The sequence below is a fragment of the Gilliamella sp. LMG 34361 genome (assembly GCF_984569075.1).
Window position 1 is genome coordinate 108,632 of record NZ_OZ474903.1, and the last position, 24,765, is coordinate 133,396.

Consider the following 24,765-nt stretch of genomic DNA (forward strand, 5'->3'; position numbering starts at 1 on the left):
ATTCAGGCATCCAACTACAGTAAAAGAGTTTGAAAAGGTTACTGGCTCTTGAGGATACCAGCCATAACTTTCAATAAACAGTTCACTACCGTCCATTTTGCTTAAATCGTTGATAATTTCGATCCAGTAATGACCTGATGGTGATTTAGTATCCACTTCAACACGACCGCCAAGTAATAAAGTCGGTAGTCGGCATATCCTAATTCGGGTTAATTCTTTAACACAGTTACTACTTTTTGTTCATAACTGGCCCCTTTAGAGCTATAAGGAATGGTATTTCCTATAACTGCTTTACCAAGATTTTCCCAATTAATCATATTCATCCTTATTTGTTATAAGTAATTATGTAAAATGTATTTTTACATAAAAACGATAAGCCAATCGAGTTTTATTACTTCTTATTCATGTTTAAATAGGCATTAAATATTTGTTGAATCAATTTATCCGAATAAAGCGGTAATTCATCATAAGGTTGTGGATCATTTTCATTAGTCAAATCATCTGTAATAAATAGCGTATTCCCCGCTTTGTCTAAATGACGATTTTCAATACGGGTATTACGATAAATAGTAATATGATTCGTTTTCTCCTCTTTCCGATTAAATCGCTCAATCACGCCATAAATATTATTATCATTAAATTTTGAAAAAACAGCAATTCGTTTGTTTTGACTATCTTTGATCGTTTGTGATACGACAAAAACACCAATATCATCATAGATTGTTTCAACGGTTAGTAATGGCATGCTAGGACTTTCTAACACCGTTAAAATCTCTTTGTGCATTTGGTTATTTTCGTTGTATTCATAAGCCTGTTGCGTTTTTTGGATTCGTGTTTTTTGAAGTATTGAAGCAATTTTACCCATAACTTTTTCGACTCGCACGTAGCTAGGCAATATAATTGCCTGTTCAATATCTTCTAATGGTATTAATTGACCTTGCTTATCTAGAGTAAAAAAATAGGTGCCATTTTTTAATGATTTAAATTGTTCATGTGGTATTGATAACGGGGCTTGTAGCCATTTTTCTCTGGAAATAGTTTGATATTGATAATTGTCACCGACTGTTACTTTGACTAAGTCAACATATTGTTCTTTGGGGTGTTGATATTCAGCTTGAGATAATGTCATAGTTAATTGGTGAGGATAATTTTTATAACGATCTTTTCCCCATTGTGGGAAGGGGGTTGGATGATAATAAGTACTATTTGATTGTATACCTAGAAATTTTGCTCGTGTGACAGCTTCTTGGTCAGCTAAGGTATAATTGTCCTTAGATGCCATTTGTTCAATCAGTTTGCCTACATGGGATGGATGTACTCGTAACAGATCCATCGGGATAGGTTGATAAATCGCGGATTGTGGTAAATGTGCATCTGTTGATAAGTTTGGCTCAAAATTGCTGGTATGTATAATTTGTCCAGACTCATCTAAATATTGGCTTTCCACATTACCTAATTGATCATAAAAAATTGTATGATTAACCTTAATCCCTTTCTCATTAAAAATATCCATTAATGCATAAACGTCTTGCGTGTATAAATAAGTCATAACCACTTTAGAGTGGGTTATAAAGTTATCTTCTAATAATTTTATTCTTTGTCCTGTTTGATCATATTCAATTTCATCATGAACAAGCACATTATTATTCAAATCTAGCTTTTCACTGATTTCTTGTTGTTTATTACCATTTGACCAATATGAAAATACTGTTTTGGTAATATATGTTAAGGGGCGTTTTTGCATTTTGACAACTTTCCCTTTTTCAATCACTATTTTGAGATAGCAGTCTTGTTTCCAAGCTTCTTCAACTGAATTTAAATGATGGAGTTGGTATTTTTCATCAAGAGTAAAGAAATGTTCACCATCTGAATAATCGTCAAATAAGGCAATGGGAAACAATATATCAATTAGATCTCTTTCCTTCTCAACAATATATTTATATTGATAATTATCATCTAGCTCAAAAAATTGAATGATATTATTTGAATCATTGGGAAATTTTTTTTCAGCCTCAAATAATGTTAAAAATGGTTTTGTTGGAAAATTCTTATATTTACTGTAGATATCTCCAGAGTGAATATAAGTAACATGCGGTTTAATGCCTTGTGACTTGAGTTGATTAACGATGTTATGATCGGATAAGTTCTCTTTTTGTATTGCTAATCCTAATGTTGAATAAAATACTAGCGCTAATAAACTTAAAAAATAAATGAAACTTTGACATTTTAATCTCATTAATAATGACCTTTTTTGATTATTATAGGTATATAATCATTCTGATGTCCTATAATCCGCCAATCCGCTTCTTTTTCGGCTTTCCGATCAAATAATAGCGTATAACTATCTAATACTATTGGTGCGAACATTCTCTTGGATGAAGAGATGTATTCGACCTTTATTTCGGGCGTTGATGATACATAGTTAAAAATCTCTGCAACACGACAAAAAAATAATTTTGAAATAATTCTGCCGAAAATATATTTTTTATCATTCAGTTTGACACAAAATATATCACCTGGTTTTATGAAACGTAACATTATCCTAGGTTTTATCCCATCCCCAAAATTTAAAATCATTCATTAACATTGCCTTTTTACTCTGCTATTGTAATTCCCTTTAAACAAAGTTGCCCTAGAGTCAGTTCGATTGTGTTAAAAAGAGTTATATTTATTACCTTGAGTATTTTGATAATCTATAATCTGGAAATTACTCCATTTTTAACTTAGTTTTTATGATGCTGTTAAATATTTATAAAAGCACATAAGCTCATTTTTATAATTGTTTCCCTTTAACAAATAATTATATTTTTCATTTAATTCGATAATTCGGTTTTGTTTTTTCAAAAGGTACAGAGCTGGGTACGCTGTATGGTTAATTATCCATTGTTCTGGATTAGATTGAATATCCGAAACCCATTTTTCAGTAAATAAAACACTTTGCACTAGTTGCGCTTTCCAATTAGGGATTTCATTAATATCATCAAAGACACACATCCAAATAGAAAATCGATCCCTAAAGTCAGACAAAGATTCATTTTCCTCTTTAAAATCGCGCCAATCAGTTAACATTCTTAACCTAAAATTGCTAAGTCTTAGCTTCATTGCGTATTTTATCATTTCATCACTACTGTCTTCTAGACGAATAAAATCTTCATCTAACCATACTTTTTTAAGTACTTCATTCACTTCTTTCATAAATGGTTTATTCAATAAATTTAGGCGTAAATGCAGTGAAAAATAGCCCTTCCTTTTCGAAAGACGTATTTCATATTGATATATATTTTTAGTGTTACTATCATGAAATTCAAATATATTTTTCTTTTGCACAAATCCTTTTTGTTCAAACAAAGGGCCAATTACTTTAGCCATATCTAATATAACTTCATCTTTTGGTGTTTTATTCATTTTTCCCTAACTCTTATGGCAATACTTGTATTACTTTAACGATGTTACCTTTTGTTTTTTTAGTTGCAAGTAGATTTCCATCTTTATCTTTTGGTACATTTTTCCTAAATATTCCCTATCTTTTTTCCATTTTTGCGTCCCTTACCACTCAAGCGATTGAGCTGCTACTCGCCTAAAATCAGACCGTGATTAAGATATTTTTAGATGCTTTACTGACTAAAAAGCAGATTAAGCTGCTGGGTAAATAATATCAATCTACCACTAGGACAAACGGACTTTACCGTGATACCTAAAACCGCTAACCACAACTAACTAATATGGAATTAATTATGGCTAAGCCACATTCTAAGTTACAACTCATCACAGATTGATATTAAAGGCCGCTGGCTGGAACAGTTATGATTTTTTCCGGTCTGGCTATTACCGTCACCATTGAGGAGGGCAAGCTGATTATTCAGCCTGAGATACAGATTTAATTAATCACAAAAAGAATAAGACCAGAATTCTGGTTTTCCTCAACTTAGTTGTTAAACTTATTATTAATTCACCAAGTTCTAGTTCTCATTGCTGTGGTGAATTTATTTGACACTCCGTCAAAATAAACTGTTATATTATTTTTAATAAGTAATATTTTTTGATTATCTATATACTCTTCTTCTTCATATTCAACTTTAATTTGTTTCAGATATCCTTTGAACTCATCATAATTAGTATTCTCTGTAATCTTATTTTTATTTATGTAAACTTGTTTAAGACGATCAATTTCAAATTGTATTAAACATAATTCATTCATATCAAATAGATATTCTATTCCTTGTGAATACACACCGTATAACTTATCTTCTTTACTGAGCAAATATACTTGGGGGTATTCAAGTTTAGAAATAACCGTATTTAGATCTTCACCAAAAGTAACAGGGAATGTTTCCCCTTTTAAGAATTTTTCAAAAATCATTTTATTTCTTCTTCTATTTCCGCTAATATTTTCTAAAATCTTTCTAAGCCATGTTTATTTTTTTATTTTTCTAAAGTCATAATTAAAATTATTTAATAATTAATTTTCTTCCATTCTTTGTATCTATTTTCAATAATATTTTTAATCTTTTCATAATTTTCCCAATTATCAGATTCATGGAAAATAGTTTCATTATTATCATTACAAGCATTAGCATAATCATCATAATATTGTCCTGATTCATAATATTTTTCAGCAAAACGATTAGCTTCTTCATTTAAATCATCAGATATTAATTTATAATCACAACATTCCTTAATAAATTGAGCTCCTGTTATATTTCGTTCTCTAAATTTATAAAGCTCATTACTACAATCTTCTTTTAAAAACTCACTTTCAAATCCTTTATCAATAACCCAGCCTATGAACATTCCCATATGAGTTAATGCAGCTTCTTCAGATAAATCTGAAGGGAAAGAATCATTTATATGCCAACTATAATCGTCATATTTTATTACTTTTGCTATATCGGATATAACTTCGTCTTTTGGTGTTTTATTCATTTTATTCATTTCCATTTCCATTTCCATTTCCATAGTAGAAGATGCATTTTTTAATAATTGACGACAATGAAGAGCACCCAATAATTCATTGTCTTACTTGAGTCGAAACTCTCTGTTTCGCTTAGCTTTTACGATTTAGTTAAAAATAGAAGAAATTACCATACTTAAGCAGAAATTGCTAGTTCTTACCTTCATTGCGTATTTTATCATTTCATCATTACGGCCATCTAGACGAATAAAATCCTCATCTAACCATACTTTTTTAGCTACTTTATTCACTTCTTTCATAAATGGTTTATTCAATAATTTTAGGCGTAAATATAGTGAAAAATAGCCCCTTCTTTTCGAAAGAAGTATTTCATATTGATATATTGTTAGTGTTACTATCATGAAATTCAAATATGTTTTTCTTTTGCACAAAACCTTTTTGTTCAAACAAAGGCACAATTACTTTAGCCATATCTAATATAACTTCATCTCTTGTTATCTTAACCATTCTGCTAATTCCTCTGATGATACTTTTATTACTTTAACGGTAATACTCTCTATTTTTTTACCACCAAGTGAAGTTCCATTTTTATCTGGTGGCGCATTTTCCCAAATATACCTTTCCCTTTTTCCATTCCTATATCCTTTGCCTCTTAAGGTGGTGATCTCATAGCGCCATTATATTTAACCTTGATAGCTTTTATTTTCCCTGTATTTAAATCTTGAATAAGAATATCAATCTTTCGCCCTCTACCTAGACCCAGAGTTTTTACATAAACTTGAGTACCTAAAACTTTAATATTAGTTTTTTTACCTAGTTTTTCTAAAATATATCTTTCAGCAGCATCTCCATTAGCCCTATTATCGGCTAATTGCTCTGTGCTACACTTCAATCCCCACGGGTCAATCCAAGAAAGTGTATTAGGCGCATATTGGTATAGATTAATTCCGCCCGCCAGTCCAATCGGGTCTTGTTGAGTAAATCGTCCGCAGTTAGGGTCATAATAACGCAACGTGTTGTAATGTAAACCCGTTTCTTGGTCATAATATTGCCCCGCAAAGCGCAAGTTTTGCTCTGTCTTATCCGGACTATACCACCGGTCTCGGTTGCGCTGGTGTTTCAATTGCCCAAATAACGTATATTCCCCTAACCAAATTATTTCACCTTCCTCATTGGTTAGTTCCGTCGGTAAGCTGTTAGCTAACGTATGAAAATACTCAATCTGGTAGTGAACATCTGATGTCTTAGGGTAACGGTCACTTATCACCCTAGCAATTGGCTCATAATCTTGTTCGTTATAAAGATAGCGAATTTGTTGTTGCGCATTGGCTTCACCACTTAACCGCATTCCCTGCCAACTAAAATCGGTGCCTGTTGTGGTATACCGCTGACTATACTTATCGTAATGCTCCGTCGTCTTATTAATTCGTCGACCCAGCGCATCATATTGGTAGCGGGTGATTGAGCGGTGTTGTAAACTCTCAACCCTCGCTTCTATAAGTTGATGTTCATGGTTATAACTGAACCACTGCGTGATGTTTTCAGCCGGTCGTTGCCGTTTAATCAGTCGACCAAAACCATCATAATCGTAGTGGTAACCATTGGATAATAGCCGTTTCAGTTTGTCAGTTATGTTTTATCTTTTTCTTATTTAAATAAAAGTCCAAATATTTTTTAGGTGTTCCTTTAAATGCTCGAGTTTGGCCTAAATTATATGCCTCACTAAAATATTTATATGATTCGTCGTATTGACCTAATTCATAGCACGCCATTCCCATATTAATCGCTCGCGATGTATCAATATCAGATCCGCTTGTCTGTAGTGCTATTTCTGCCCAATTTTTAGCATTGGAAAAATCTGTCATCTCAAAATAAACTCTATATATACATGAAGAAATCCAACGAGCTATTTCCCAGTCTAACTTTGGTTCAGGAATTAATTTCCAAGCTTGATTATATTTATTTAAAGCACTAGAAAAATCTTTTTTAATACGATCTAAATTGCCACTTTCTACTATAGATGTTATTTCATCCTCAAGTTTATTATCAATAAGTGTATTCATGCTTATCCTCCTTTAATCATAATTTTCTGGTTTTATCGGTGATCTGATAGAATCCTCAGGGGGCAGATATGTAACTCCTATGCGTGATGTTTTCAGCCGGTCGTTGCCGTTTAATCAGTCGACCAAAACCATCATAATCGTAGTGGTAACCATTGGATAATGGTCGTTTCAGTTTGTCAGTTATGTTTTATCTTTTTCTTATTTAAATAAAAGTCCAAATATTTTTTAGGCCTTTCTTTAAATGCTCGAGTTTGGCCTAAATTATATGCCTCACCAAAATATTTATATGATTCGTCGTATTGACCTAATTCATAGCACACCATTCCCATATTAATCGCTAGCGATGTATCAATATCAGATCCGCTTGTCTGTAGTGCTATTTCTGCCCAATTTTTAGCATTGGAAAAATCTGTCATCTGAAAATAAGCACTATATATACATGAAGAAACCCAACGAGCTATTTCCCAGTCTAACTTTGGTTCAGGAATTAATTTCCAAGCTTGATGATATTTATTTAAAGCACTAGAAAAATCATTTTTGATATGGTCTAAATTGCCACTTTCTACTATAGATACTATTTCTTTCTCAAGTTTATTATCAATAAGTGTATTCATGCTTATCCTCCTTTAATCATAATTTTCTGGTTTTATCTGTGGTCTGATAGAATCCTCAGGGGTCAGATATGTAACTCCTATGCGTGATGTTTTCAGCCGGTCGTTGCCGTTTAATCAGTCGACCAAAACCATCATAATCGTAGTGGTAACCATTGGATAATGGTCGTTTCAGTTTGTCAGTTATGTTTTATCTTTTTCTTATTTAAATAAAAGTCCAAATATTTTTTAGGTGTTTCTTTAAATGCTCGAGTTTGGCCTAAATTATATGCCTCACTAAAATATTTATATGATTCGTCGTATTGACCTAATTCATAGCACACCATTCCCATATCAATCGCTCGCGATGTATCAATATTAGATCCGCTTGTCTGTAGTGCTATTTCTGCCCAATTTTTAGCATTGGAAAAATCTGTCATGTCAAAATAAGCACTATATATACATGAAGAAACCCAACGAGCTATTTCCCAGTCTAACTTTGGTTCAGGAATTAATTTCCAAGCTTGATGATATTTATTTAAAGCACTAGAAAAATCATTTTTGATATGGTCTAAATTGCCACTTTCTACTATAGATATTATTTCATCCTCAAGTTTATTATCAATAAGTGTATTCATGCTTATCCTCCTTTAATCATAATTTTCTGGTTTTATCGGTGATCTGATAGAATCCTCAGGGGGCAGATATGTAATTCCTAATTTCGCCCCTTGAGAACGGTTATGCGAATAATGTTCCAATACATAGTTTTTATCATCTTTCATAAAATCTCTAACTTCCTTAGATTTAGCCCCGTACTTTCTACCTGTTTGATTCCACCATACAACCGCATCAGTTATATGAGCCATATCTGCATCTTTAATAGGATACCATTTACCATCAGTTGGACTTTTAAACTTCATATCATCACCGTAACCTGTAACAAGTTTTTGGTTACGCAATCGATCTATAACTTTTCGGCCTGTTGAACTATTAAATTTACCAGGAGTCTTTCCCATGTATTTTAGGCGACAACTTATTAACCCCCACGGGTCAATCCAAGAGAGTGTATTAGGCGCATATTGGTAAAGGTTAATCCCGCCCGCCAGTCCAATCGGGTCTTGTTGAGTAAATCGTCCGCAGTTGGGATCATAATAACGCAATGTGTTGTAATGTAAACCCGTTTCTTGGTCATAATATTGCCCCGCAAAGCGCAAATTTTGCTCTGTCTTATCTGAACTATACCACCGGTCTCGATTGCGTTGGTGTTTCAATTGCCCAAATAACGTATATTCCCCTAACCAAATTATTTCACCTTCCTCATTGGTTAGCTCCGTCGGTAAGTTGTTAGCTAACGTATGAAAATACTCAATCTGGTAGTGAACATCTGATGTCTTAGGGTAACGGTCACTTATCGCTCTGGCAATTGGCTCATAACCTTGTCCATTATAAAGATAGCGAATTTGTTGTTGCTCATTGGCTTCACCACTTAACCGCATTCCCTGCCAACTAAAATCGGTGCCTGTTGTGGTATATCGCTGACTATATTTATCGTAATGCTCCGTCGTCTTATTAATTCGTCGCCCCAGCGCATCATATTGGTATCGGGTGATTGAGCGGTGTTGTAAACTCTCAACCCTCGCTTCTATAAGTTGATGTTCATGGTTATAACTGAACCATTGCGTGATGTTTTCAGCCGGTCGTTGCCGTTTAATCAGTCGACCAAAACCATCATAATCATAGTGGTAACCATTGTATTGTCGCAACTGATTAGCCCGGCATACGTCACCTTGCTCATTGAATAAATTACCCGCTGGGTCATATACAAAATGCTGCTGGTTTGTATATTCGCGCTGCATCACCACTTGTTGCGCTGCATCATACTCATAACGTTGACTGTAACGGGCTCTACTATCTAGCGTCTGTGCCGGATAGTTACCGTAACCGTTAACTTGTTGTATTAAATTTCCCACTTTGTCATAGTCAAAGCGTTTGTCTATCAGCGGTAATGCATGACTACCTAAATCATTAAATGCCGTGCGTTTACTGGTCATTTGCCCCAAAGCATCAAACGTGATGCGCTGGGTCAGTTTACCTTGTCGACGACTAATCTCACGATGTAACCGGTCTCGCTCATACTCTGCAATATCATACATGGCTGTCGGCGTCTTAAAGTTCAATTGACTTAAATGACCCGAGCCATAATAGAGGTATCCTAACTGATTACCATCCGGTAAAGTGTGATTGATTACATTACCTAATGCATCATAGCTGTATTGGTGTAAACCTTCATGATTTTGTTTTGTGATGAGTAACCCTAATTCGTCAGTGGTGAAGCTTAAGGTCTGCTGTTTATCGGCACTGACCGTTTGCCCCGCTAATTGTGCAGTAGCCCAATCGTATAATTCACTGCGTGTTAGCGTGGCTTGGTTCGGTTGATAGTGATATTCAGTGACATAATCTGGACTACGACGACGAGTTAGTCGTCCTATACTATCATACTGGTAATCATAGATAATTGGATTAAGGTGTGATTCCTGATGGTTTTCAGACTCAAAATGTAGATTATGTGGATAATGATATTGGCGAATTACCCGTCCTAATCGGTCATAATCATAACATTTACGTTGTCCGGTTAAGTCAGTTGAACTGATTAACTGATGATTGATATCATAACTAAAACGGTATGCTTCATCCTTCTCATTGTACAGTGCCACCAAACGCCCAAATCCATCATAATGGTAGCGAAGGCGTTTATTGTCAGGGGATAATCTTTCTTGTAACTGTCCGCGTCCGTTATAATGATACCTAGTCACCGTGCCATCAAAATCGTGTACCGCTTTCACTAAGCCAGCTTGATTATAAATGTACTGTTGACAACTACCATCCACCCGCTCAATCATGGTGAGAAGATTAGCCACTGATAAGTGTGACTATCCAGTGCATCCACTTCTTCAATAGGGTTACAATATTTGCGCTAACACCGGTTTAAAAAGTGAAAGTTAATCATAAAGTACTTTGATAATTTATCATCTGGAAACTATTCCATTTTTAACTTAATTTTCATGAGGCAGTTAAATACTTATAAAAGAAAATAAGCTCATTATTAGATTTATATAGTGTTAAAGAATAATTATATTTTTCATTTAACTCAATAATTCGGTTTTGTTTTTTCAAAAGGTACAAAGCTTGGTATATTGTATGGTCAATTATCCATTGTTCCGGATTAGATTGAATATCCGAAACCCATTTTTCAGTAAATAAAACACTTTGCACTAGTTGCGCTTTCCAATTAGGAATTTCATTGATATCATCAAAAACAGAAAACCAAATAGAAAATCGATCATTAAAGTCAGACAAAGGTTCTTTTTCCTCTTTGAAATCACGCCAATCAGTTACCATTCCTAAATTATAATCGCTAAGTCTTACCTTCATTGCGTATTTTATCATTTCATCACTAAGGCCATCTAGACGAATAAAATCCTCATCTAACCATACTTTTTTAGTTATTTTATTCACTTCTTTCATAAATGGTTTATTCAATAATTTTAGGCGTAAATGTAGTGAAAAATAGCCCTTCCTTTTCGAAAGAAGTATTTCATATTGATATATATTGTTAGTGTTACTATCATGAAATTCAAATATGTTTTTCTTTTGCACAAAACCTTTTTGTTCAAACAAAGGACCAATTACTTTAGCTATATCTAATATAACTTCATCTCTTGTTATCTTAACCATTCTGATAATTCCTCTGATGATAATTTTATTACTTTAACGGTGATACTCTCTATTTTTTTACCACCAAGTAAAGTTCCATTTTTATCTGGTGGCGCATTTTCCCAAATATACCTTTCCCTTTTTCCATTCCTATATCCTTTGCTTCTTAAGGTGGTGATCTCATAGCGCCATTATATTTATCCTTGATAGCTGTTAATTCTCCTGTTTTCTTATTTTGAATAAGAATATCAATATACCTTCCACCTATAACTTCATCTTTTGTTGTCTTAACCATTTTGCTAATTCCTTTGGTGATACTTTTATTTCTTGAACGGTGATACTCTCTATTTTTTTCCTTCCAAGTGAAATTCCATTTTTATCTGGTGGCGCATTTTTCCCAAATATGCCTTTTCCATTTTGCATTCCTATATCCTTTGCCTTTTGAGCCGCTGATCTCTTAGCGCCATTATATTTAACCTCGATAGCTGTTAATTCTCCTGTTTTCTTATTTTGAATAAGAATATCAATATACCTTCCACCTTCTCCTTCTACTTTTACATAAACTTGACGACCTAAAACTTTAACATCAGAATCCTGTAATTGTTTCCAGTGAATATAATCTTCAGCTTTTTTTCCATTACGCCTATTTTTGGCTAATTGCTTTGGGCTACACTCCAATCCCCACGGGTCAATCCAAGAAAGTGTATTAGGCGCATATTGGTATAGATTAATTCCGCCCGCCAGTCCAATCGGATCTTATTGGGTAAATCGTCCGCAATTGGGATCATAATAACGCAATGTGTTGTAATGTAAACCCGTTTCTTGGTCATAATATTGCCCCGCAAAGCGCAAGTTTTGTTCTGTCTTATCTGAACTATACCACCGGTCTCGATTGCGTTGGTGTTTTAATTGCCCAAATAACGTATATTCCCCTAACCAAATTATTTCACCTTCCTCATTAGTTAGCTCCGTTGGTAAGCTGTTAGCTAACGTATGAAAATACTCAATCTGGTAGTGAACATCTGATGTCTTAGGGTGACGGTCACTTATCACCCTAGCAATTGGCTCATAATCTTGTTCGTTATAAAGATAGCGAATTTGTTGTTGCGCATTGGCCTCACCACTTAACCGCATCCCCTGCCAACTAAAATCAGTGCCTGTTGTGGTATACCGCTGACTATATTTATCGTAACGCTCCGTCGTCTTATTAATTCGTCGACCTAGCGCATCATATTGGTATCGGGTGATTGAGCGGTGTTGTAAACTCTCAACCCTCGCTTCTATAAGTTGATGTTCATGGTTATAACTGAACCACTGCGTGATGTTTTCAGCCGGTCGTTGCCGTTTAATCAGTCGACCAAAACCATCATAATCGTAGTGGTAACCATTGTATTGTCGCAACTGATTCGCTCGGCACACGTCACCTTGCTCATTGAATAAATTACCTGCCGGGTCATACACAAAATGCTGCTGGTTTGTATATTCGCGCTGCATCACCACTTGTTGCGCTGCATCATACTCATAACGTTGACTGTAACGGGCTCTACTATCTAGCGTCTGTGCCGGATAGTTACCGTAACCGTTAACTTGTTGTATTAAATTTCCCACTTTGTCATAGTCAAAGCGTTTGTCTATCAGCGGTAATGCATGACTACCTAAATCATTAAATGCCGTGCGTTTACTAGTCATTTGCCCCAAAGCATCAAACGTGATGCGCTGGGTCAGTTTACCTTGTCGACGACTAATCTCACGATGTAACCGGTCTCGCTCATACTCTGCAATATCATACATGGCTGTCGGCGTCTTAAAGTTCAATTGACTTAAATGACCCGAGCCATAATAGAGGTATCCTAACTGATTACCATCCGGTAAAGTGTGATTGATGACATTACCTAATGCATCATAGCTGTATTGGTGTAAACCTTCATGATTTTGTTCTGCGATGAGTAACCCTAATTCGTCAGTAGTGAAGCTTAGAGTCTGTTGTTTATCGGCACTGACCGTTTGCCCCGCTAATTGTGCAGCCGCCCAATCGTATAATTCACTGCGTGTTAGCGTGGCTTGGTTCGGTTGGTAGTGATATTCAGTGACATAATCTGGACTACGACGGCGAGTTAGTCGTCCTATACTGTCATACTGGTAATCATAGATAATTGGATTAAAGTGTGATTCCTGATGGTTTTCAGACTCAAAATGCAGATTGATAACAGTATTAATTGCCGATTCGCCATTCAGTTGAATCTCTGTCTTTATCTTAGACTGTTTAGATAGCTTAGCTATAAGAGTTAGGCTTCTTTTACGGTCGGGTTATTACTGTTTAGAACGGTAAGTTAATTATTGAATTCAAGTTAAAATGTTAAACAACAAGCACACAATTATCACTTTACCTATTATTTACCCTGATAAACTTGCGGTTATTACCATGAAGATTTCAATTATCGATTTACACGACATTAATTTAACCCACTTCAATGCAATACTATTAATCCAGTCGGTCAAGCGCCTCAGTTAGACTGAACTGCTCGTCTATGAGTCAGTGATGATAATGAAGCTTATGAGATTAAACACGCAGTGAACAAAATCCATAACGCATTGGCTGAGGCAGGTCTTGCATCATGATAGCAACAAATAAAACCGGAAGGAGCAGAAGGTGATCTTCCGGTTTCTTTCAGGTAAAATCAATTACTTGGATATATCTGAATAAGACCTTCCGATGTATTTTCAGTGATTTTTAGAGTTGGTTCAGTTTCTATATTATAATAGTGTTCAATATATGTACTCAACCACAGACGTTCTTCTATGTTCGTGATAACATTATCTTTATAAAGATATCTCCTTGCTGAAAAGTTATTATCATCTGAGTAAGTATAAGAATCAGTTATTATATCGCCATCTAATTTTACTAAAATCACATGATTTAGATTGGCATCATCATCATTCTCGCCAGTACTTCCAAATAATAATCCAATTATCTCATTGTCTTTTCTAAAGTAAAATTCCCTGTATACAATCCATTCTTTATGCACATCTACGAATTCAGCGTATCTTATCATTCCAATAATATTATTATTAATATCCATAAAATATCTTTGTCTACGAACTGCTGGAGAGCAGTCCTTTTTTTTAAGCATCCTTCCAGGTTTATACCCCAATAATTCACTACGATATGGTTGTAAAGAGTAAGCTGACAATGCTCCCATCCCCCATGATTGGCTGACAGCATTATCGCTTAACCAAATTTTCAACTCTGGATATTTGCTTTTGTATTCATTAAATATGTCAATTAGATAATCTTTCATGTTTTTCATTGATCGTACCTCATTCATTAAATATATCAATCAGATAACCTTTTATATTTTTATATTCACCGTGCCTTGCGGAAGGTCTTTCCATTTTCAAGCGCATCTTTAATGGCGGCTAGACCTGCTTCAAACTGTTCTTTAGTTTTGGCATCTTTCAATGTATCCCAGACATACTCTTTATACTTATTTCCATGGACACCCTCACCACCATGAGCAGTATTTTTTGTATTAGGTGATCTAGATTTTGCGTTTTTCGGCAACCAAATTCCATTCTCTTTCGAATTAATATCAATTTTTAACTTTTCCATTTTCCTTCTTAACCAATGATTAAGTGGTTAAGAAGGTCTGAACTGTGCATCTATAAGTCAGTGATGATAATGAAGCTTATGAGATTAAACACGTAGTGAACAAAATCCATAACGCATTGGCTGAGGCAGACATTGCGTCATGATAGCAGCAAATAAAACCGGAAGAAGCAAAAGGTGATCTTCTGGTATCTTTCAGATAAAATCAATCACTTGGATATATTTGAACAAGACCTTCCGGTGTATTTTCAGTGATTTTTAGCGTTGGTTCAGTTTCTATATTATAATAGTGTTCAATATATGTACTCAACCACAGACGTTCTTCTATGTTTGTGATAACATTATCTTTGTAAAGATATCTCCTTGCTGAAAAGTTATTATCATCTGAGTAAGTATAAGAATCAGTTATTATATCGCCATCTAATTTCACTAAAATCACATGATTTAGATTGGCATTATCTTTATTCTCTAAAGCACTTCCAAATATCAAACCAATTACCTCATTGTCTTTTCTAAAGTAAAATTCCCTGTATACAATCCATTCTTTATGCACATCTACGAATTCAGCGTATCTTATCATTCCAATAATATTATTATTAATATCCATAAAATATCTTTGTCTACGAACTGCTGGAGAGCAGTCCTTTTTTTTAAGCATCCTTCCAGGTTTATACCCCAATAATTCACTACGATATGGTTGTAAAGAGTAAGCTGACAATGCTCCCATCCCCCATGATTGGCTGACAGCATTATCGCTTAACCAAATTTTCAACTCTGGATATTTGCTTTTGTATTCATTAAATATGTCAATTAGATAATCTTTCATGTTTTTCATTGATCGTACCTCATTCATTAAATATATCAATTAGATAATCTTTTATATTTTTATATTTACCGTGCCTTGCGGAAGGTCTTTCCATTTTCAAGCGCATTTTTAATGGTGGCTAGACCTGCTTCAAACTGTTCTTTTAACGTTAACTGTAACGAGCTCTACTATCTAGCGTCTGTGCCGGATAGTTACCGTAACCGTTAACTTGTTGTATTAAATTCCCCACTTTGTCATAGTCAAAGCGTTTGTCTATCAGCGGTAATGCATGACTACCTAAATCATTAAATGCCGTGCGTTTACTGGTCATTCGTCCCAAAGCATCAAACGTGATGCGCTGGGTCAATTTACCTTGTCGACGACTAATCTCACGATGTAACCGGTCTCGCTCATACTCGGCAATATCATACATGGCTGTCGGCGTCTTAAAGTTCAATTGACTTAAATGACCCGAGCCATAATAGAGGTATCCTAACTGATTACCATCCGGTAAGGTGTGATTGATTACATTACCTAATGCATCATAGCTGTATTGGTGTAAACCTTCATGATTTTGTTCTGCGATGAGTAACCCTAATTCGTCAGTGGTAAAGCTTAGGGTCTGTTGTTTATCGGCACTAACCGTTTGCCCCGCCAATTGTGCAGTAGCCCAATCGTATAATTCACTGCGTGTTAGCGTGGTCTGGTTCGGTTGATAGTGATATTCAGTGACATAATCTGGACTACGACGACGAGTTAGTCGTCCTATACTGTCATACTGGTAATCATAGATAATTGGATTAAGGTGTGATTCTTGATTGTATTCAGAATTGTATTCAGACTCAAAATGTAGATTATGTGGATAATGATATTGGCGAATTACCCGTCCTAATCGGTCATAATCATAACATTTACGTTGTCCCGTTAAGTCAGTTGAACTGATTAACTGATGATTGATATCATAACTAAAACGGTATGCTTCATCCTTCTCATTGTACAGTGCCACCAAACGCCCAAATCCGTCATAATGGTAGCGAAGGCGTTTATTGTCAGGCGATAATCTTTCTTGTAACAGTCCGCGTCCGTTATAATGATACCTAGTCACCGTGCCATCAAAATCGTGTACCGCTTTCACTAAGCCAGCTTGATTATAAATGTACTGTTGACAACTGCCATCCACCCGCTCAATCATGGTGAGAAGATTAGCGACTGATAAGTGTGATTACCCAGCGCATCCACTTATTCAATAAGGCACAATATTTGCGCTAACACCAATTTAAAAAGTGAAAGTTAATCACAAAGTACTTTGATAATTTATAATCTGACTTTGGAAACTACTCCATTTTTAATTTAGTTTTTATGATGCTGTTAAATGCTTATAAAAGTACATAAGCTCATCTTTATAATTGCTTCCCTTTAACAAATAATTATATTTTTCATTTAATTCGATAATTCGGTTTTGCTTTTTCAAGAGGTACAGCGCTGGGTATGCTGTATGGTTAATTATCCATTGTTCCGGATTAGATTGAATATCCGAAATCCATTTTTCAGTAAATAAAACACTTTGCACTAGTTGCGCTTTCCAATTAGGGATTTCATTAATATCATCAAAGAAACACATCCAAATAGAAAATCGATCCCTAAAGTCAGACAAAGATTCATTTTCCTCTTTAAAATCGCGCCAATCTGTTACCATCCCTAAAATAAAATCTCTAAGTCTTGATTTTATTGTACTTTTTATTGATTTATCATCCCAACCTTTAAGATAATCATAATCCTTATCTAATAATACCTTTTCAAGAACTTTATTCACTTCTTTCATAAATGGTTTATTCAATAAATTTAGGCGTAAATGTAGTGAAAAATAGCCCTTCCTTTTCGAAAGTAGTATTTCATATTGATATATAGTGTTACTATCATGAAATTCAAATATATTTTTCTTTTGCACAAATCCTTTTTGTTCAAACAAAGGGCCAATTACTTTAGCCATATCTAATATAACTTCATCTTTTGGTGTTTTATTCATTTTCCTAACTTCCATAGCGATACATGTGTTTTACTAATAATCAATTGTATATTGTTCTGAAACAGACGAGCCATCAATTTTTATTATCTCTCTTTTCCAGAGCGAGTAACTTTATCTTTTAATATTTGAGTCTTTGTTTCGTTAGCGTAACCCTATTTAACCTCAATAGTTATTATTTTTTCCTGTTTTTTTACATAAAATTAGATGAAAAAACCTCAACATTAGGATTTTTTGATAACTTGTTAAAAATATGTTTTTCAGCATCGTTTTCATTTGTCCTATTTAAGACATTAATGTTGCACTATATCCAAATCCCGATTGCTTCGGTTTTTTCCTTTATGGAGTTGCAGCGTTTTTCACCTAAAATACTATATATTAATTACGGTTAAGTCAAAATTTAATTTAAAATCATGTGTTTGCAAAAATAAGTCACTGCAACTCACTGAACTATTTTCCATCATTGGTTACACGCCCTAAGGGATAAAATCCAACCCCAGATCACCGTATTAGAGGATACTTATTTGAGCTGATAGGCTTTTATGTTGGGAAAGCGGTTGTCGCCAAAATTGAAGATAATCCGTTAATTATTAAACTTGTAATGCAGATCTAGGAATAAATAAAAATAAAATCCTTAATAATTAGGTCACAATTGACTTCAGTCATCAGGCCAAATTAATCCATCATTAAATTTTTCATACCAATATCTTCTTGAATGAATATCATCTCGATCAAAATGATAGACAAAGTCTTTTAAACGATCGTTTAAATTAAATTCATATTTATACATAGCTATCGATAATTTTTGTTGAATATCATACAATTTATTAAAGAGTTCCTGACTCTCATCAAAAGTCTCTTCTTTCATCTTTAAAATAAGTTCTGAACACTCAACCTCATATTTCATCAATATTTTTCTAATAGACGAAGATAAATCACGATATCTAGTTAATTCATTTTCTAAAATAGGCCAAATTTCCACAATTACCTCTTATTCTTATCTTACCGTTACATATTTTTCGTAAATGGCATCAATTTCTTTTTTAGTTCTTCGGTATAATCAACTTCTGGATTCGCATACTGTAACCCACATCAATAGCTTTCCCGCTTATTCATTTCTGTTTAAAACAGTTTTAATACTTTTTAAGCTTGCTCTGTTGAATTTATTTATTTTCCCTAATTTTAAAAACATCAAAAAGAACTCGTTTCCCATTAGTAAATACATCATAGCCTATTCTAGTTTAGTTAATCATCCACAGTTTGGTTCATAATTATTAAACATGTTGTAGTGTAAACACTCAACAACTTCCATTCGTCGGCGCAATCATAGTGAGGTGATTGGCTGCTCAATAGTGGTAATGCTTGCTTTGACTAGTGCATTTGCTTTAATTTTATGCATCTACATTCATCATAATTCCAATAATGGCTACAACCAAAGCAGTCAACAAATCACCTAAAATAACCATTTGCTGTATAGTAAGTATGATCACCTCGTGCATTCTCTTCCGCAACCGAGGTACTCTATTTGATAAAACTGATTTAAGGAATGCTAAGACTCTACTCTCTAGAAAGTAGAGATGCAAATTGTCATTATCTTTAATTTAGAAAGATGTGCCATCATTCCATCAATGCAGATAATATTTGAATTGATGGCATGTTTTAAGATCTGTTTTATCACCATAAAGCATTTATGGCGCATTCATTCAAAAGAAAACTATTTTGCTTCAGAACGTGCTTGCCACCGCTTTAATAATAAAGCATTAGTCACTACACTTACACTGCTAAGTGCCATAGCCGCACCGGCTATCATTGGATTTAAGAAGCCGAAGGCAGCGAGTGGAATGCCAATTAAATTGTAGAAAAATGCCCAAAATAAGTTTTGTTTAATTTTATTGTAGGTTCTTCTTGAGATATCAATGGCATCAGCAATTAAAAATAGATTGCCGCGCATCAAGGTTATACTTGCTGCATGCATCGCGACATCAGTCCCCGTTCCCATAGCAATACCAATATCAGCCGCAGCTAACGCTGGCGCATCATTAATACCGTCACCCACCATTGCCACTTTATGATTGCTATTGCTAAGGTTTTGGCTCTCTTTTTGTAATTGATAAATATAATTGGCTTTATCTTGTGGTAAAACCTCAGCAATAACTTTATCTAAATGTAATTGCTGTGCTACATAATTAGCCGCTTGTTGATTGTCGCCGGTTAACATAACCGTATTTACGTTGAGTTGATGTAATGCATCAATGGCGCTTTTCGCTTCCGATTTAATCACATCGGCAAAACCAAATAAGGCTAATATCACAACACCATTTTCCGATTGCTGTTTGGCTAAAAATGAGATTGTATAGCCTTTTTGGGTAAGCTCATTAATTTTATCCTGCATATCCACAAAATAGGCATTTAACGATTTCATCCAACGTAAACTACCTAAATAATATTCATGATTGTCAATGGTTGCCATTACTCCTGAACCAGCAACCGAAGTAATATTCTGCGCATAATTATACGATTTAGCCTTCGCTAAAATCGCTTTAGCGAGTGGATGCTCACTTCCGGCTTGCATTGATGCCGCTAGTGCGAGAATTTGATCGGCAGTTTCTGTGCCCATTACATCCAGTTCAACTAATTCTGGTTTACCAATGGTTAATGTGCCAGTTTTATCAAATGCTACCGTATTAATGTTATGTAAGGTTTCAAGCGCCTCGGCATCTTTAATCAAAATACCATGGCGAGCAGCAACCCCCGTACCAACCATTATCGCCGTTGGTGTCGCCAGTCCCAACGCACATGGGCAAGCAATCACTAACACGGCGACCGCATGTAGTAAAGCTTGCTGCCAATCATGAGAAATAACCCCCCAAGCAAGCAGTGTAATCAGCGCAATCAATAAAATCACGGGAACAAAAATAGCACTAATCCGATCCACAATACGCTGAATTGGCGCTTTTTTCGCTTGAGCAGACTCGACCATAGCTATAATCTTAGACAAAGTCGAATCAGCTTGAACGGCCGTGGTTTTTACCATTAATAACCCTTCGCCATTAATCGTACCACCGGTTACGATACTATTGAGGGTTTTACTAACCGGGAAACTTTCCCCCGTCAACATCGATTCATCACAACTCGATGCGCCGTCAATAACCACACCATCTACCGGAATTCGTTCACCAGGTTTGATCACAACCACATCATCGACCTTAACCTGACTTATCGGCAAACTTACTTCTTGATCGCCTTGTCGAACTAACGCGACTTCAGGGCGAAGTGCAGAAAGTGCCTCAATCGCTTGGGTCGTTTGATGTTTGGCTCTTGACTCTAACCATTTACCAATCAAGATTAACGTAATAATAACCACCGACGACTCGAAATAGAGATGATCGTCATTACCGATAATAAGCTGATAAAGTGACAATCCATAAGCAGCACTGGTACCAATAGCCACTAACAGATCCATATTACCAGACAACGCCTTGGCAGCATTAAAACCACTACGATAAAATTTTGCACCAAGCCCAAATTGCACAACCGAGGCAATCACTAATTGCAACCAAGCTGGCATCATCCAATGAATGCCAAATGGCTCAAGTAACATCGGCAACACAAAAGGAATCGCTAAGATAACCGAGATAATAATCGGCCAGAGTGACGCTTGCTTATTTATATCTTTGGCGTGAATTTCCGGCTCGCTAATCTTTACCGCGTGGTAACCGGCTTTATCGACTGCTGCCATTAAGGTTTCTATTTGCACATTCGTATTGGCTTCAACTGTTGCCTTTTCTGTCGCAAGGTTAACACTAACATCAATCACGCCATCAATCTTTTTTAATGCTTTTTCAACACGACTAACGCATGATGCGCAGCTCATCTCTTCCACAAAAAAACTATATTCGACGGTTTTCATTTGATGTTTCCCTTGGTTTTTGATGTGATTTATATAGCTATTGTAATATTAATTATCCTTTTAACAAGAATGCACTTTTTTGATATATACTACCCCAAAAGATACTATTGAGATAATAATGTGAAAAATAATCCGATTAATACCACTTGTTGTGGAAAAGAACATCAACCTATCACCTGTTGTCCAGTTGATGCCACAATTAATATGATTGGTGGTAAATATAAATCGCTCATTTTATGGAAACTGATGACCGAAACCACCTTGAGATTTTCGCAATTACAGAAAGAAATTCCAACCGCTACCCCGAAAATGTTAACCCAACAGCTACGTGAACTTGAAGCAAATGGCCTAATTCATCGACACGTTTATCCCGTCGTACCACCTAAAGTAGAATATTCTTTAACCAACTTTGGCAAAAGTATCAAACCAGTCCTCGAATCAATGTATGTCTGGGGTAGTGACTATTTAAACAATCAAGGCTTACAAGTTAATTGTTCCATGACAGCAATAACTGATCTACAATGACCAATAGCAAATTTATTTTTTTTGATAAACGGTATAAAGACAAAATGCAGGGATAAGACAGCCCCGCATTTAGATAAAGAAAGTAAAATTAATTACGTAAATTTTCTGGCCAATCATTTTGAGTAGAAACAAGCAGATCTTTAACGATTCTTGGATTTCCAGCCACAATATTACCAGAGACCATATAGTTATTACCGCCCGCAAAATCGGTAACCACACCACCCGCTTCACGTAAAATCAATTCACCTGCGGCAATATCCCATGGTTTTAAGCCAATTTCAAAAAAGCCATCTAAGCGCCCTGATGCGACATAAGCTAGATCTAACGCGGCTGAACCTGTACGACGAAAATCACCACACTTAGTAAATAACTTTTGCAATACCGCGAAATAACAATTACTGTGTTGTTTAGCTTTAAAAGGAAAAGCTGTTGCAAGCACACTACCCTCTAAATCTTTCGCATTACTTACTCGAATACGGTAACCATTTAACTGCGCACCTTTACCGCGAGCAGCCGTGAAGAGTTCATTACTCATCGGATTATAAACGACAGCAACTTCAGTTTTACCTTTAACACGAGCTGCGATAGAAACCGCAAAATGAGGAATATTCTTAATAAAATTGGTGGTACCATCAATTGGGTCGATAATCCATTGCGTGTCAGCATCATTACCTTTAGCCAGTCCGCTTTCTTCAGCAATAATCGTATGATCAGGATACGCTTTTTTGATTGTTTCAATAATTAAAGCTTCAGCAGCACGATCGGCGTTAGTAGCAAAATCGTTAGCACCTTTAGTGTCAATTTCGATTGAAGTTGGATTTTCATAAGCCTTAATGGCCACATTACCTGCTTTACGAGCAGCACGAATAGCAATATTCAGCATCGGATGCATAATTTTCTTCCAATTGATGATGTTAAAGAACGGGTTGATTTAGCAACACAGCAAGTATTACTAAAAATTGTCGCATAGTATAAAGGTTTTATACTTACTTTGCCAGCCGAGCGACGATAAATTGAAAAATAGACACAATTAATGCAAAAAAATCAGGTTATATCAATGCCCTAATAACTATCATGGTATAGACTTCTCAATTATTTTTACAAAATAAACCTAAATAAAGCAACTCAAAATAACCATTATCTAAAAAATAATTAACCAATTAGAATGGTTGTTGGTAGTAATGTTTTTTCACCGACCAGTGGCCAACCAACCATTTATTACCACAACGATGAAGCTGCGAATATTACCCACGCGGCAATCAGTGACGGTGAGTTAATCATTCGTGACCAAGATAAACAAACACAAGATATTAATGAACTCAGTCATGATACCGAAAATGCCCATAGCAAACTCAAACCAATCTTTAATAAAGAGGATGAACAGACCAGATTAAACATTGTTACTAGCTTAAAAGAGTTAGGGGAACAGGTTAAAGAGCTCGAACGCACTATTCATAAAGATGCCGGTAAAGACTCCCAAGATGGCAAAATGGGCAATGACTTTAGTAAAGGCGTTGACTCAGCCGTATCAATTATTACCGGCATTATCACCGGCGATATGACCGGCGGCCTAGCTGGCGCCAGTGTACCATGGTTAGCTGAGCAGATAAAGATACAAGCCGGTGATAACGAAACCGCGAGGTTAGAGTTGCCCATGCAATACTTGGTGCAGTAGTCGCTGAGCTACAAGGCAACTCAGGACTTGCCGGTGGAGCCGGTGCAGTGGCCGGTGAAGTTGCAGCAGATATCATCCGCAAACAACTGTATGGCAAAGAAGTCAAAGATTTAACCGAAGAAGAAAAACAAACCATCAGCGCACTATCACAGTTAGCGGCAGGTCTGGCGGTAGCTGCCGGCGGTGGTAATATTGGTGATGCCAGTGCGGCTATTAGTAGTAGTAAAAATGCGGTGGAAAATAACTATCTCTGGCTTATACGATTGGTAATACCTAGCCGTGAGCTAAGTAGTGGAATGTTACCAATCGCAATCCAATCACCGCAATTGGCAGCTCAATTATTATTAGTTTCTGAATTGCAATTAGATACTGAGAGTGCAAAGCAATTTGTTCAATCGCTACCACCAGGTGTTCTAGATAATATAGTAACAGAATATAGAGATGAGATTTTCAAAGAAGATATGAAAGGTTTCTCTCAAGCTATAATTGCATTGTATAATGAATCATCAGAAACTGAACACAATAACAACCATCCATTAGCTAGTGGTGGGAGTGCTGCGATCGGTGGAGATCCGGGATTACCGCCTGATGATGATAAAGAGAAGTCTAAAAGAGATGATAATTCTCAATCCTCTAATTCATCAAGAGATAATGAACAGTTTCGTCAAGATACTCAGGATTTTTGGGATAAAGGAAGTTTTGATTCACCGGAAGGATCACTAGATTACCATTTTAATAAACATGGAAAAGAGGTTGGAGCCACAACTCCTCAGCAATATCTTCGTAAAGCAATAGAATTTGCTAAAAATCTGAAGGGGGCTAAAAAAGTTGATATTAAAGGCGCAACAGAAAATGTAACAAGATATTATAAAAATGGTAAATATATTGATATGTTAGGTAAAAAAATAATCTCATTTGGAAAACAATAAAAGGTATGATAT

25 protein-coding genes and 2 pseudogenes are annotated in these 24,765 nt (G+C 35.5%); 4 read left to right on the forward strand and 23 right to left on the reverse strand.

Annotated features, from left to right (window positions below):
* Positions 1 to 391 precede the first annotated feature (391 nt).
* The 15 genes from AC5LXI_RS00610 to AC5LXI_RS00680 form a co-directional block, all read right to left on the reverse strand.
* Positions 392 to 2,236, reverse strand: coding sequence for a hypothetical protein (locus AC5LXI_RS00610; RefSeq protein WP_493443068.1), 1,845 nt, complete (start codon positions 2,234 to 2,236; stop codon positions 392 to 394).
* The gene (locus tag AC5LXI_RS00615; RefSeq protein ID WP_493443069.1) at positions 2,236 to 2,577 is read right to left on the reverse strand and encodes an Imm26 family immunity protein; all 342 of its coding nucleotides are present in this window, start codon (positions 2,575 to 2,577) and stop codon (positions 2,236 to 2,238) included. Before AC5LXI_RS00615 ends, AC5LXI_RS00610 begins: the two co-directional genes overlap by 1 nt.
* Before the next feature lie 153 nt (positions 2,578 to 2,730).
* On the reverse strand, positions 2,731 to 3,405 hold the full coding sequence (locus tag AC5LXI_RS00620) for a hypothetical protein (RefSeq protein WP_493443070.1): 675 nt from the start codon (positions 3,403 to 3,405) through the stop codon (positions 2,731 to 2,733).
* 544 nt (positions 3,406 to 3,949) lie between these two features.
* Entirely contained in the window at positions 3,950 to 4,360 is a 411-nt protein-coding gene (locus AC5LXI_RS00625) for a hypothetical protein (protein ID WP_493443071.1), read from the reverse strand.
* A gap of 92 nt (positions 4,361 to 4,452) precedes the next feature.
* Positions 4,453 to 4,944, reverse strand: a complete 492-nt coding sequence (locus AC5LXI_RS00630; protein WP_493443072.1) for a DUF7832 domain-containing protein — start codon at positions 4,942 to 4,944, stop codon at positions 4,453 to 4,455.
* Between the two features lie 337 nt (positions 4,945 to 5,281).
* Positions 5,282 to 5,419, reverse strand: coding sequence for a hypothetical protein (locus tag AC5LXI_RS00635; RefSeq protein ID WP_493443073.1), 138 nt, complete (start codon positions 5,417 to 5,419; stop codon positions 5,282 to 5,284).
* Between the two features lie 145 nt (positions 5,420 to 5,564).
* A complete protein-coding gene (locus AC5LXI_RS00640; RefSeq protein ID WP_493444327.1) occupies positions 5,565 to 6,545 on the reverse strand; it encodes an RHS repeat domain-containing protein in 981 nt (326 codons plus the stop codon).
* Positions 6,538 to 6,975, reverse strand: a complete 438-nt coding sequence (locus AC5LXI_RS00645; protein WP_493443074.1) for a tetratricopeptide repeat protein — start codon at positions 6,973 to 6,975, stop codon at positions 6,538 to 6,540. The genes AC5LXI_RS00640 and AC5LXI_RS00645 overlap by 8 nt, the downstream gene beginning before the upstream one ends.
* 176 nt (positions 6,976 to 7,151) lie before the next feature.
* Positions 7,152 to 7,589 carry a tetratricopeptide repeat protein gene (locus tag AC5LXI_RS00650; protein WP_493443075.1) on the reverse strand — a complete coding sequence of 146 codons (438 nt, stop codon included), beginning with the start codon at positions 7,587 to 7,589 and terminating at the stop codon, positions 7,152 to 7,154.
* A gap of 176 nt (positions 7,590 to 7,765) precedes the next feature.
* Complete coding sequence (locus AC5LXI_RS00655; protein ID WP_493443076.1) at positions 7,766 to 8,203, reverse strand: tetratricopeptide repeat protein; 438 nt, start codon at positions 8,201 to 8,203, stop codon at positions 7,766 to 7,768.
* Between the two features lie 12 nt (positions 8,204 to 8,215).
* The gene (locus tag AC5LXI_RS00660; RefSeq protein WP_493443077.1) at positions 8,216 to 10,483 is read right to left on the reverse strand and encodes an RHS repeat-associated core domain-containing protein; all 2,268 of its coding nucleotides are present in this window, start codon (positions 10,481 to 10,483) and stop codon (positions 8,216 to 8,218) included.
* Positions 10,484 to 10,625: 142 nt separating this feature from the next.
* The gene (locus AC5LXI_RS00665) at positions 10,626 to 11,300 is read right to left on the reverse strand and encodes a hypothetical protein (RefSeq protein WP_493443078.1); all 675 of its coding nucleotides are present in this window, start codon (positions 11,298 to 11,300) and stop codon (positions 10,626 to 10,628) included.
* Positions 11,301 to 11,445: 145 nt separating this feature from the next.
* Positions 11,446 to 11,574 (reverse strand): hypothetical protein, encoded by a 129-nt coding sequence (locus AC5LXI_RS00670; protein ID WP_272866961.1) that lies wholly within the window; start codon positions 11,572 to 11,574, stop codon positions 11,446 to 11,448.
* Positions 11,544 to 11,957, reverse strand: coding sequence for a hypothetical protein (locus AC5LXI_RS00675; protein WP_493443079.1), 414 nt, complete (start codon positions 11,955 to 11,957; stop codon positions 11,544 to 11,546). Before AC5LXI_RS00675 ends, AC5LXI_RS00670 begins: the two co-directional genes overlap by 31 nt.
* Positions 11,958 to 12,035: 78 nt before the next feature.
* On the reverse strand, positions 12,036 to 13,070 hold the full coding sequence (locus tag AC5LXI_RS00680) for an RHS repeat-associated core domain-containing protein (protein WP_493443080.1): 1,035 nt from the start codon (positions 13,068 to 13,070) through the stop codon (positions 12,036 to 12,038).
* Positions 13,071 to 13,826: 756 nt separating this feature from the next.
* Between AC5LXI_RS00680 and AC5LXI_RS00685 the strand changes: the two are divergent.
* Positions 13,827 to 13,898, forward strand: a pseudogene (locus AC5LXI_RS00685) (hypothetical protein); the annotation flags it as partial.
* 59 nt (positions 13,899 to 13,957) lie between these two features.
* Here AC5LXI_RS00685 and AC5LXI_RS00690 read toward each other — a convergent pair.
* From AC5LXI_RS00690 to AC5LXI_RS00720, 7 genes and pseudogenes are all read right to left on the reverse strand, one after another.
* Positions 13,958 to 14,587, reverse strand: a complete 630-nt coding sequence (locus AC5LXI_RS00690) for a hypothetical protein (RefSeq protein WP_493443081.1) — start codon at positions 14,585 to 14,587, stop codon at positions 13,958 to 13,960.
* A 56-nt stretch (positions 14,588 to 14,643) separates the two neighbouring features.
* Positions 14,644 to 14,895: pseudogene (locus AC5LXI_RS00695) on the reverse strand (AHH domain-containing protein); the annotation flags it as partial.
* 196 nt (positions 14,896 to 15,091) lie between these two features.
* Entirely contained in the window at positions 15,092 to 15,721 is a 630-nt protein-coding gene (locus tag AC5LXI_RS00700; RefSeq protein ID WP_493443082.1) for a hypothetical protein, read from the reverse strand.
* A 139-nt stretch (positions 15,722 to 15,860) separates the two neighbouring features.
* Positions 15,861 to 16,883 carry a hypothetical protein gene (locus tag AC5LXI_RS00705; protein WP_493443083.1) on the reverse strand — a complete coding sequence of 341 codons (1,023 nt, stop codon included), beginning with the start codon at positions 16,881 to 16,883 and terminating at the stop codon, positions 15,861 to 15,863.
* 165 nt (positions 16,884 to 17,048) lie between these two features.
* The gene (locus AC5LXI_RS00710) at positions 17,049 to 17,717 is read right to left on the reverse strand and encodes a hypothetical protein (RefSeq protein ID WP_493443084.1); all 669 of its coding nucleotides are present in this window, start codon (positions 17,715 to 17,717) and stop codon (positions 17,049 to 17,051) included.
* Between the two features lie 655 nt (positions 17,718 to 18,372).
* Positions 18,373 to 18,696, reverse strand: a complete 324-nt coding sequence (locus tag AC5LXI_RS00715) for a hypothetical protein (protein ID WP_493443085.1) — start codon at positions 18,694 to 18,696, stop codon at positions 18,373 to 18,375.
* 732 nt (positions 18,697 to 19,428) lie between these two features.
* Positions 19,429 to 21,624 (reverse strand): heavy metal translocating P-type ATPase, encoded by a 2,196-nt coding sequence (locus AC5LXI_RS00720; RefSeq protein WP_493443086.1) that lies wholly within the window; start codon positions 21,622 to 21,624, stop codon positions 19,429 to 19,431.
* A 204-nt stretch (positions 21,625 to 21,828) separates the two neighbouring features.
* On the opposite strand from AC5LXI_RS00720, the gene AC5LXI_RS00725 reads away from it, so the two are divergent.
* Positions 21,829 to 22,149 carry a winged helix-turn-helix transcriptional regulator gene (locus AC5LXI_RS00725; RefSeq protein WP_493444328.1) on the forward strand — a complete coding sequence of 107 codons (321 nt, stop codon included), beginning with the start codon at positions 21,829 to 21,831 and terminating at the stop codon, positions 22,147 to 22,149.
* 88 nt (positions 22,150 to 22,237) lie between these two features.
* Here the strand turns inward: AC5LXI_RS00725 and suhB are convergent, their stop codons facing one another.
* Positions 22,238 to 23,041, reverse strand: coding sequence for an inositol-1-monophosphatase (gene suhB / locus AC5LXI_RS00730; RefSeq protein ID WP_493443087.1), 804 nt, complete (start codon positions 23,039 to 23,041; stop codon positions 22,238 to 22,240).
* 273 nt (positions 23,042 to 23,314) lie between these two features.
* Between suhB and AC5LXI_RS00735 the strand changes: the two genes are divergently transcribed.
* Together AC5LXI_RS00735 and AC5LXI_RS00740 are read left to right on the forward strand one after the other, a co-directional pair.
* A complete protein-coding gene (locus AC5LXI_RS00735) occupies positions 23,315 to 23,824 on the forward strand; it encodes a hypothetical protein (RefSeq protein ID WP_493443088.1) in 510 nt (169 codons plus the stop codon).
* Between the two features lie 47 nt (positions 23,825 to 23,871).
* Positions 23,872 to 24,753, forward strand: coding sequence for a VENN motif pre-toxin domain-containing protein (locus AC5LXI_RS00740; RefSeq protein ID WP_493443089.1), 882 nt, complete (start codon positions 23,872 to 23,874; stop codon positions 24,751 to 24,753).
* Positions 24,754 to 24,765: the final 12 nt, after the last annotated feature.